General features: G+C 70.8%; 9 protein-coding genes and 1 pseudogene. 6 read left to right on the plus strand and 4 right to left on the minus strand.

Going from position 1 to position 8,576, the window contains the following annotated elements:
* Positions 1-42: 42 nt before the first annotated feature.
* Together ACE3PU_RS09630 and ACE3PU_RS09635 are read right to left on the minus strand one after the other, a co-directional pair.
* On the minus strand, positions 43-945 hold the full coding sequence (locus ACE3PU_RS09630) for a glycosyltransferase family 2 protein (protein ID WP_374389124.1): 903 nt from the start codon (positions 943-945) through the stop codon (positions 43-45).
* 278 nt (positions 946-1,223) lie between these two features.
* Positions 1,224-1,814 carry a sugar transferase gene (locus tag ACE3PU_RS09635; protein ID WP_374389126.1) on the minus strand — a complete coding sequence of 197 codons (591 nt, stop codon included), beginning with the start codon at positions 1,812-1,814 and terminating at the stop codon, positions 1,224-1,226.
* 257 nt (positions 1,815-2,071) lie between these two features.
* Here ACE3PU_RS09635 and ACE3PU_RS09640 point away from each other — a divergent pair, with 257 nt between their 5' ends.
* The 3 genes from ACE3PU_RS09640 to ACE3PU_RS09650 all read left to right on the plus strand — a co-directional run bounded on the left by ACE3PU_RS09640 (position 2,072) and on the right by ACE3PU_RS09650 (position 5,263).
* Positions 2,072-3,058: a polysaccharide pyruvyl transferase family protein gene (locus ACE3PU_RS09640; RefSeq protein ID WP_374389128.1), complete on the plus strand. Its 987-nt coding sequence runs from the start codon at positions 2,072-2,074 to the stop codon at positions 3,056-3,058.
* 418 nt (positions 3,059-3,476) lie between these two features.
* Positions 3,477-4,460: a UDP-glucose 4-epimerase GalE gene (galE, locus tag ACE3PU_RS09645; protein WP_374389130.1), complete on the plus strand. Its 984-nt coding sequence runs from the start codon at positions 3,477-3,479 to the stop codon at positions 4,458-4,460.
* Positions 4,461-4,576: 116 nt separating this feature from the next.
* Complete coding sequence (locus tag ACE3PU_RS09650; RefSeq protein WP_374389132.1) at positions 4,577-5,263, plus strand: sugar transferase; 687 nt, start codon at positions 4,577-4,579, stop codon at positions 5,261-5,263.
* 4 nt (positions 5,264-5,267) lie between these two features.
* Here ACE3PU_RS09650 and ACE3PU_RS09655 read toward each other — a convergent pair whose 3' ends face one another.
* Positions 5,268-5,705: a vanz family protein gene (locus ACE3PU_RS09655; protein WP_374389134.1), complete on the minus strand. Its 438-nt coding sequence runs from the start codon at positions 5,703-5,705 to the stop codon at positions 5,268-5,270.
* An 80-nt stretch (positions 5,706-5,785) separates the two neighbouring features.
* Positions 5,786-6,544 (minus strand): hypothetical protein, encoded by a 759-nt coding sequence (locus tag ACE3PU_RS09660; RefSeq protein ID WP_374389136.1) that lies wholly within the window; start codon positions 6,542-6,544, stop codon positions 5,786-5,788.
* A gap of 358 nt (positions 6,545-6,902) precedes the next feature.
* Between ACE3PU_RS09660 and ACE3PU_RS09665 the strand changes: the two genes are divergently transcribed.
* The 3 genes and pseudogenes from ACE3PU_RS09665 to ACE3PU_RS09675 all read left to right on the plus strand — a co-directional run.
* Positions 6,903-7,082, plus strand: a complete 180-nt coding sequence (locus ACE3PU_RS09665; RefSeq protein ID WP_374389137.1) for a hypothetical protein — start codon at positions 6,903-6,905, stop codon at positions 7,080-7,082.
* A 55-nt stretch (positions 7,083-7,137) separates the two neighbouring features.
* A complete protein-coding gene (locus ACE3PU_RS09670; RefSeq protein ID WP_374389139.1) occupies positions 7,138-8,319 on the plus strand; it encodes a glycosyltransferase family 2 protein in 1,182 nt (393 codons plus the stop codon).
* A gap of 94 nt (positions 8,320-8,413) precedes the next feature.
* Positions 8,414-8,576, plus strand: a pseudogene (locus ACE3PU_RS09675) (UTP--glucose-1-phosphate uridylyltransferase); the annotation flags it as partial.

Here is an 8,576-nt window from a genome sequence, read left to right on the forward strand (position 1 = left end):
GCCGTCCCCCTTCGAAATCGCGGTGGTCGGGGCGCGGCCGGCTCATCCGTAGAGAATCCCTTCGCGCAGACCCAGCAGACGGGACACGACGCCAGCGTGGAGGGCCGCGCGCACCAGCTGTCGGCGCCACGCCGCCGGGTCGGCCGCACCGAACGCGGCCAGGGCGAGGCAGGCCGCGGCCTTGACCGCAGCCGGCGGCACCGCGGCGGCGCGCCGTGCGGGCGAGCCGACAAAGCGCAGCCCATGGCTCTGGCCAGACCGGAACGCCCGCCGCGCCAGCCAGGCCAGGGTGAGGCGCGTCGGATCGACCTCCTCGGTGACCGGGGCGTCCGAGGCCGCGGCCAGCCGCGCTCCGCGGGCGTGCATCCGCCAGAACAGGTCGGTGTCCTCGCCACCGGACCGCCCCAGCGCGGGGTCGAATTGGAGGTCGCCCATCGCCGCGCGTCGCACCAGGGCGTTGCTGGTGTAGCCCGTGGCCACGCCCGAGGCGGTCTCGACGGCGCGGGTCGAATGCAGATCGGCCCTGACCGCCCACGCAGGCGCGCAAGGGGGGTAGACGGCCCTCACCGGCCCGAACACGGCGTCGGCGCCCGCGCGGTCCAGGGCGCGGCGAAGACCGGCCAGCCAGTCGGAGGGCGCCCGCTCGTCGTCGTCGATCCAGGCGATGAAGGGCGCGGTGGCCGCCGCCAGGCAGGCGTTGCGGGCGATCGAGATGTTGCGCGCAGGCGCATGGACATAGGTGACGGCCTGCCCCCGCGTCCGGGCCGCGGCGATCACGGCTTTCGCCCCGGGGTGGTCGTCGTTGTCCGCGACGATGATCCGGAAGGGAGGTGCGCCGACCTGGGCGTCGAGAGAGGCAAGGGTGTCCGCCAGACTTGTGCGCCGGAAGGTGCAGATGCAGACGTCGATCTCGGCCGGCGGGGCGGCGGGACGGGGTGCGCTCATTTCCAGTAGCGGTTGCGGCGGCGGCGGTTCCGGCGCGCCTGCCAGTTGGAGATTGTGGGCCAGAGGAGCATGACAATGAGCCCGAGACACACCGGCGCCGCGAGGATGTAGACGGCCGTCATCGCGCCGCCCCCGAGGCGGCCAATGCGGACGGCGATCGAGAGGATGCGCGCGTGCCGGTCTCAGCCATTCCCTATCCTTAACCGCTTCCACAGAGTGTTGCGGCAACCCGGCTGCCGAAGGCAAGCGATTGTGCGTTGCAGCGACCGCTTTTTCGGTCAGCGTGCGCCTTTGGCCGCCAGGACCGCAGGCACGGTGACGGCCGCGATCGCCAGGTCGAGGCGCCAGGTCCGACGCCGGCTGTAGAGCACGTCGCAAGCGACCCGCCGTCGATAGGTCGTGTCGCTGCGGCCGCTGACCTGCCAGAGGCCGGAAATCCCCGGCCGGACCCGGCAGTAGTCGGCGATATACCGGCCGTAATACGCGGTTTCGGCCGGCACGATGGGGCGGGGCCCCACCAGGCTCATCTCGCCGCGCAGGACATTGAGCAACTGGGGCAGTTCGTCCAGGCTGCTGCGGCGCAGGAAGGCCCCGATCGGCGTGATGCGAGGATCGGCGGTCAGCTTGCGCGTTCGATCCCATTCGCGCCGGGCCGCCGGATCCGCGTCGAGCAGCCGCTGCAGCCGCGCGTCCGCGTCGACGACCATCGAGCGAAACTTGAGACACGGGAACAGAACCCCGCCGCGCCCCACGCGTTGCTGCCGGAAGAACACCGGTCCCGGATCGCCGATCGCCATCAGCAGGACGATGATCGCGAACAGGGGCAGCAGGAAAGCCAGAAGCGCGAGGACGGCGGCCAGTTCGATCATCCGGAAGGGATCGATCGTGGACGGGACCGTCGCCGGCCTGGACGGCGCGAGCGCGAGGGGACGGGGGAGGCCGAGATCCATAACGCTGTTCCATTTTAGCACAGGCCGGCCCGAATCGGCCTTATGGGCCTATGCAGTGCAGCATTCCTGCCACCCTCGGCGGGACCTCGACGCCCCGGCGGCCCAAAGGGGTTGAAGCCGGGACGGGCATCAGTTGTGTTAGCCTTATCGACGCCATCCTCCCCAGGAGCGACCGAATGACCACCTGCGCCGAAGTGATCGCGCGACAGCGCGACCAATTGTTGCGTCAGCTCGGCCGGGAGCTGGCGCCGGGCCAGCGGTACGCGCTGGTGGATCACCCCGATCACGACAACATTGGCGACTCCGCGATCTGGGCCGGGGCTGTTCGCCTTCTGAGAACGCTGAGCGGACGGCCGCCGAGCTACGCCTCGGGGCTCCACAATCACGACGCCGCCGATCTCAAAAGGGCCGTTCCCGAGGGGCCGATCTTCATCACGGGCGGCGGAAGCTTCGGGGACCTCTATCCGGAATTCCACGCCTTCAAGCTGTCGATCCTGCGGGATTTCCCCGGGCGGCGTATCGTGCAGCTGCCCCAGTCCCTGCATTTCCGGGACCCCGATGCGATCGCCCGGACGGCGGCGGCCATCCGGGCGCACGGCGACTTCCGGCTGATGGTGCGCGATCACCAGAGCCTGGCCTTCGCCCAGTCCAACTTCGACTGTGAGGTGTCCCTGGCGCCGGACGCCGCCTTTGGCCTGGGGCCGCTCCAGCGCGCCGCCGCGCCGTCCATCCCGGTGTTGCAGTTCCGCCGACGCGACCAGGAATCCGCTGCCGACCCGGTCCAGGGGGCGGTGGACTGGCCAGCGGAGGATTCCGAGGCGATGCAGGCGCTCCGCTGGCCGTCACGGCTCGACAGCTTGGCCGCGGGCGTCTGGGGTCGGAACGCGCGCCAGGTCCTTGGCCTCAACCGGCTGGCCGACCATCGACTGGCCCGCGGGGTCGCGCTCCTGTCCCAGGCCGAGGCGGTCGTCTGCGACCGCCTGCATGTGCACATTCTGTGCATGCTGCTGGGCCTGCCCCACGTGTTCCTGGACAACAGCACCGGGAAGATCGGGGCCTATCATGCCGCCTGGACGTCGGATTGCGCCCTGGGTCGCCCGGCGGCCGACGGCGCCGAGGCCCTGCGCCTGCTGGAGCGGACCGGCCGTCCGCACGACGCCTAGAGGAGGGCCGCTATGCCCGCGATGATGAGCCCCCAGAGCAGAAGAGACGCCCCGATGACGAAGGCCAGAGTGCGACGCGGGGACCATTTCGCTTCATTCCGGCCCAGCCAGCGCCCTTCTAGCGCCTTCTGCAGTCGGCGGGCATCGCTCGACGGCGGGGGCAGGGGCGAAGCGGGCGCCATGTCCGCCGAAGGCGCGCCGTCCGCCCGGTCGGAGGACCGGTCATGATCCGTCCCGTCGTCCGGTCTGGCGGGCTTGCGCTCGGGCGTCATGCGTCTCTCCGGTCCGGCCAGAGGCGGGGGGCCTTGATCCTTTCATCCTGCCTCATCGTGATCAGGAAACTCTTAAGCGCGGGGATTTATCCCCAACTTACGGCGCGACCCGACCCGGTCGCTCGCCCGCAATCGGCAGGTCGGTGATGTCCAGGTCCGTTCTCGTCGCCGGCGGCGCCGGCTACATCGGCTCCCATGTGTGCAAGGCCCTGGCGCAACGGGGCTACCGGCCCGTCACCCTCGACGACCTGTCCACGGGCCATGCGGCGGCCGTGCGCTGGGGCCCGTTGGTCCAAGCGAACATCGCCGATGAAGAGGCGGTGCGGCGCGCGGTGGCCGAGTTCGCGCCGTGCGGCGTGATGCATTTCGCGGCTAAGAGCCTGGTAGGCGAGTCCCTCGTCGATCCTCTCAAATACTACGCCGAGAACGTCGGTCACGGCGCGACGTTCTTTCGCACCCTGCTGGGACTGGGGGTGGACCGAATCCTCCTGTCCTCGACCGCCGCGGTCTACGGCGATCCGGCGGGGGCGGCCGCCCTCACCGAGGACAGCCCGACCGGACCGATCAATCCTTACGGGGCGAGCAAGCTGGCCCTGGAGGAAGCCCTGCAATGGGGCGCCGCCGCGGCCGGCGGGCGGTGGACCATCCTGCGCTACTTCAACGCGGCCGGGGCCGACGGCGACGGCGAGATCGGCGAGGACCACGAGCCGGAGACCCACCTCATCCCGCTGGTGGCGGGCGCCGCGCTCGGATACCGTCCCCCCGTCACCGTCTTCGGAGACGACTATCCGACACCCGATGGCACCGCCGTGCGCGACTACGTCCATGTCGAGGATCTCGCCGAAGCGCACCTGCTGACCTTCGAGGCGATGCTGGGCGGCCAGACCAAGCAGCTGTTCAACGTGGGCGGCGGCGCCGGCCGGTCGGTGCGGGAGGTCATCGCCGCCGCCGCCGCCTGCCTGGGCGTTGCGCCTCCCCATCAAATCGGTCCGCGTCGAGCCGGCGACCCGTCGGTGCTGGTCGCCGATGTGCGACGACTGTCCAGCCTTGGCTGGCGACCACGCCGCAGCCTGGAGCAGATGGTGTCCACGGCGGCCGCCTGGCAGGCGAAAGTGCGCGCCGTCGGCTGAAACGACTTGCATCCGGACGCGCGTCATGTTGCACTGCAAACAAGGTTAATCCCCCCCCCCACAGTCCGACCTTATAGTCCATGTGCGCCGAGGCGCCCGCGCGACCGGAGACCGCCGTGCGCCGACCGCCAACGCCGCGTCCCGACCTCGAATGGATCGTGCCCGGCGGCGTATCGCCGCGGGATCCGGCCCGGCAGGACGGCGCCATGCGCGCGCTCGACATCGTTCTCAGCCTGGCCGCCTTGGTGTTTCTCGCCCCTCTGATGGTGCTGATCGCCATGGCGGTCGCCCTTTCGGACGGCGGGCCGGCCCTCTTCGTCCATCGCCGGATAGGACGGGGCGGCCGGACCTTCGGCTGCCTGAAGTTTCGGTCCATGCGGCCGGACGCCGAGGCGCGGCTTCGGGCGCTGCTGGCGGAGGATCCCGTGGCGCGCGTCGAATGGGCGCGTGATCAAAAGCTGACGCGAGATCCGCGGATCACCCCGTTGGGCCGGTTCCTGAGGCGGTCGAGCCTGGATGAGCTGCCGCAGTTCCTCAACGTTCTGCAGGGCGAGATGAGCCTGGTGGGCCCGCGGCCGATCGTGGAGACGGAGGCGGGGCGCTATGGGCGGCGGCTCGAACACTATTGCCGACTGCGGCCTGGGATCACCGGCCTGTGGCAGGTCAGCGGCCGCAGCGCCGCCACCTATCGTCGCCGTGTGGCCTGCGACAGCCTGTATGCGCGTCGCCGGAGCCTGACGCTGAACGCCCGGATTCTCGTCTCGACGGTTCCGGCGGTCCTGAAGGCCCGCGGCGCCGTTTGAGGCGTCAGGCCCTCGGCGCCCCGGAGACGGCGGTCGTCCGGCGCGGGCCGCGACGGTCGCGGAAGCCCACGTCGGCGCCGGTCCCCCGGCGCAGGCGCGTCCGCGTCCGTTCGATGTAGGCCGGGGCGAAGGCGGCCAGCACGCCGGCGGCGTCGGCCGCGAGATCGGACAGGCTGAGGGATCGACCGACGAGCGCCTGGAGCGCCTCGATCAGGACGCCTACGCCAAAGGCGCAGAGCGCCAGGTCGCTCCGTCGCGACCGGGGCGCGGCCGCGAACAGGGCCAGGGACAGGCCATAGAAGGCGATGGCGTGGGCGGCGGCGTCGCTGAGGCCCAGTCGCCGCTCCAGGCCCTGGAAGGGGCCAAGGGTGAGGGCCGCGAGGACCAGGAGGAAGAGCCCGAGGCCAAGGCGGACGAGCAGGAGGCGGCGATCGACGGGCATGGCGGTCCCTGGAAAAATGATCCGCCGACCCTGCGCCCGACTTCGCCAAGGCGAGGTCAACAGTCGTGGTTGCCGAACCCTTAGGATCCGCCGCCCGGGGTGGCGCGGTAGCCGTGGATGGTCAGGGTCAGGGCCTCGCCGGGCGACGGCGCTCGCCAGGCCCCCGCCCATTCCACCGCCCGGGTCGGCCAGAGTTCCATCAGGGGTTTGAGCGGGGCGCGGGGAAAGGCCTCGGCGTCGTCGGCGGAAAGGGCCGCACGCTCCCTTCCGTCCACGAGGAAACTCAGCCGGCGGCCCGCCTGGTAGCGCAGACCCAGGCGCAGCCGCGCCCCGGATAGGTCCCCCGGGATCAACAGCCGGGACCAGACCGAGCGGCCTCTTGCATAGACGGTGACGGTGAGCCCGCGCGTGCCGACCACTTCGAAATCCGCCTCGTCGCGGGTGGTGCGGCTGTAGAGCCAGAGGGGGGCGACGATCAGGCCCGGCCGCATTCGGGGCAGGGTGGCGTCCACCTCGAAAAGGGCGTCGCGCGAGAAGGCGCGGTCGCCCGCCTGCACCTGGGCGGTGCGACCGTCCCGAAGGCGGAGCTCCAGGGCGCCGCCGACCACGGTCGCCTCCTGCGGGCTCCAGCGGTATCCGGAGAGTTTGGGTTCGGTCCAGTCGGACGGCGTCCAGGGCGCGCGCCAGTCGCCGGGGACCAGCCGCACGCCGGAGAAGTCTGGCAAGGGGGCTTGGGGCGCGACAGGCGCCGCGAGCCCCACGCGCGGTTGCGACCCGGTCATGGCCAGGCTCAGCGGCAGGGACGCGGCGACGAGGCTTCGACGGGTCAGGGCGGGCATGGACGCGTTCCGGTGAGCCTCACCCTTAGCAGAGGGGCGGGACCGTCCCAAGACGCTCAAGCGATCGGACGATCAGCTCGGGAAGGTCATGCCGGGGCGAACACCGCGAGTCCAAGAATGACGATCGCGAAGACGCTGGCGAAGGCCGCCAGGAACAGCGGCACGGCCGCGCCCCGACGAGACGGCGGGGGGTCCGGGGGCGCTAGACGGACAGAAAGCCGGGCCATGGGTTTCTCGGTGCGACAGGAGGTCGCTAGGGTGTCGTAACGAGGTTCGGTTAAGGGCGGGTTTCTCGATGGGTGGCAGATTTCTTGCGTCTGCCGGGTCCCAAGTGTCAGACTGAAACGGGAATTGCCTCATGGATCGTTTCTTGCCGCGCTTCGCCATCCAACTCGATCGCGCGGATGCGGGCTGGGCCTGGCGGGTGCTGGACCAGGAGGGCCGGGCCGCGGCGGAAGGGCAGGCCGCGGACGAAGCGGCGGCGCGCGAGGCCGCCGGCCTGTTCCGGCGTCTTCTGAAGCCGAGAGCGCGGTTCTGAGCCCCCCGGCCCGCGCTCGGGCGTCGTTCGAACGCCGCCGAAGCGCGACCCGCCGATGATCGCGCGAGTCTCCGTCCTTATTCCCACATACAACCGGGCGGCCCTGCTGACGCAGGCCCTCGAGGCCTGTCGGTGGCAAACCCGCCGGGCGGACGAGATCATCGTCGTCGACGACGGTTCGACCGACGCGACCGCCGGTGTCCTGGCGGCATGGACAGGGCCTGGTCGGATAGTGCTGCGCCAAGTCAACGGCGGCAAGGCGGCTGCGCTCAATCGCGGTCTGGCCGCTGCGCGCGGTGATGCGGTACTGGTGCTAGACGATGATGACCTGCTCCCGCCCGACGCCCTGGCGAATCATGTTGCGGCCCTGGACGCCGCGCCGGCCGCGGGTTTCAGCTACGGGCGTTACGCCCGCTTCACGGGCGAGGGAACGCCGACCGCCACGCCCACGGACGTCGAGCCGATCGATCGACGAGACCCGCGACGGCTCCATCTGCGCCTGATCGATCACGATTTCCTGCCCAATCCCGCCTGGATGGCCCGGGGCTCGGCCCTGGCGCATGTCGGCGGCTACGACGAGGCTTTGGCGCGCAGCCAGGACTTCGACATGATCTTGCGCCTAGCGCGGGCGGTCCCGGCCGCCCCGATCGACGCCGTGGTCCTCTGGCAGCGAGTCCACAGTAGTCTGCGCGGGCGCGGCGCCGAGCGCGCCGCAGCGGTCCATACAACCGGCCTCTGGGCCAAGTACGACGCCATCATGATGGCCGGGCTCGACCGGCGCTGGAGCGACGAGGATTACCAACCGCTAGAGCGGCCGGAGGGCGTCGACCCGCGACCCGCCGTGCTGCAGCGGGCGGTGTCGAACTTCGTGCGCAAGAACTACGACGGCGCCTTGGCGCATTTCAAGCGGGCGGCGCCGCTGTGGGCGGCGCGGCCGCCCGATCCGCTCGAGCTTCGCATCGCCGCGAGCCTGCTGAGCTCCGCGCATGGGGTCGAGGAGCTTTGGGGCGAACGTCGGGACATACTGGAGGCGCTGGCGCGTTGCGGCCTGCCGGGGTCCGTCCGGCGGGCTATGGCTTATCCGCTGCGCTGGCGGCTGAGGGCGGCGCTCGCCGTCGGCGACCTATCGGAGGCTCTGGGACTGCGCCGGATTGCCGTCGGAGGTCTCGGCGTGAGCTTGGCGACCCTCGCCATGGCGCGCAGACCCCAATGGCCCCCGGCGTCGCCCTCCACGTGAGCCTGATCGGCTATTTCGCGACCGCGAGAGCTTTGCGCAATTTCTATTGCGACGCAACATAACGCCGCTATGGTAACCGGGATCGGAGCCGCCCATGGTCGAAGTCCCGCCCCGTTTGCGCAAGGCCGTTCTGCCCGTCGCGGGCCTCGGCACCCGGGTTCTTCCGGGCACCAAGACCACGCCCAAGGAACTGCTCAACGTCGTCGACCGGCCCATCCTCTCCTACATCGTGGAAGAGGCGCGCGAGGCCGGGATCG

The organism is Brevundimonas sp. (genome assembly GCF_041911375.1).
GTDB lineage: Bacteria > Pseudomonadota > Alphaproteobacteria > Caulobacterales > Caulobacteraceae > Brevundimonas.

Bases quoted from the DNA above. Each gene is read 5' to 3' on its own strand.
- ACE3PU_RS09630 (WP_374389124.1), bottom strand. From the start codon at position 945: ATGAGCGCACCCCGTCCCGCCGCCCCGCCGGCCGAGATCGACGTCTGC.
- ACE3PU_RS09635 (WP_374389126.1), bottom strand. From the start codon at position 1,814: ATGATCGAACTGGCCGCCGTCCTCGCGCTTCTGGCTTTCCTGCTGCCC.
- ACE3PU_RS09640 (WP_374389128.1), top strand. From the start codon at position 2,072: ATGACCACCTGCGCCGAAGTGATCGCGCGACAGCGCGACCAATTGTTG.
- galE (WP_374389130.1), top strand. From the start codon at position 3,477: ATGTCCAGGTCCGTTCTCGTCGCCGGCGGCGCCGGCTACATCGGCTCC.
- ACE3PU_RS09655 (WP_374389134.1), bottom strand. From the start codon at position 5,705: ATGCCCGTCGATCGCCGCCTCCTGCTCGTCCGCCTTGGCCTCGGGCTC.
- ACE3PU_RS09660 (WP_374389136.1), bottom strand. From the start codon at position 6,544: ATGCCCGCCCTGACCCGTCGAAGCCTCGTCGCCGCGTCCCTGCCGCTG.
- ACE3PU_RS09665 (WP_374389137.1), top strand. From the start codon at position 6,903: ATGGATCGTTTCTTGCCGCGCTTCGCCATCCAACTCGATCGCGCGGAT.
- ACE3PU_RS09670 (WP_374389139.1), top strand. From the start codon at position 7,138: ATGATCGCGCGAGTCTCCGTCCTTATTCCCACATACAACCGGGCGGCC.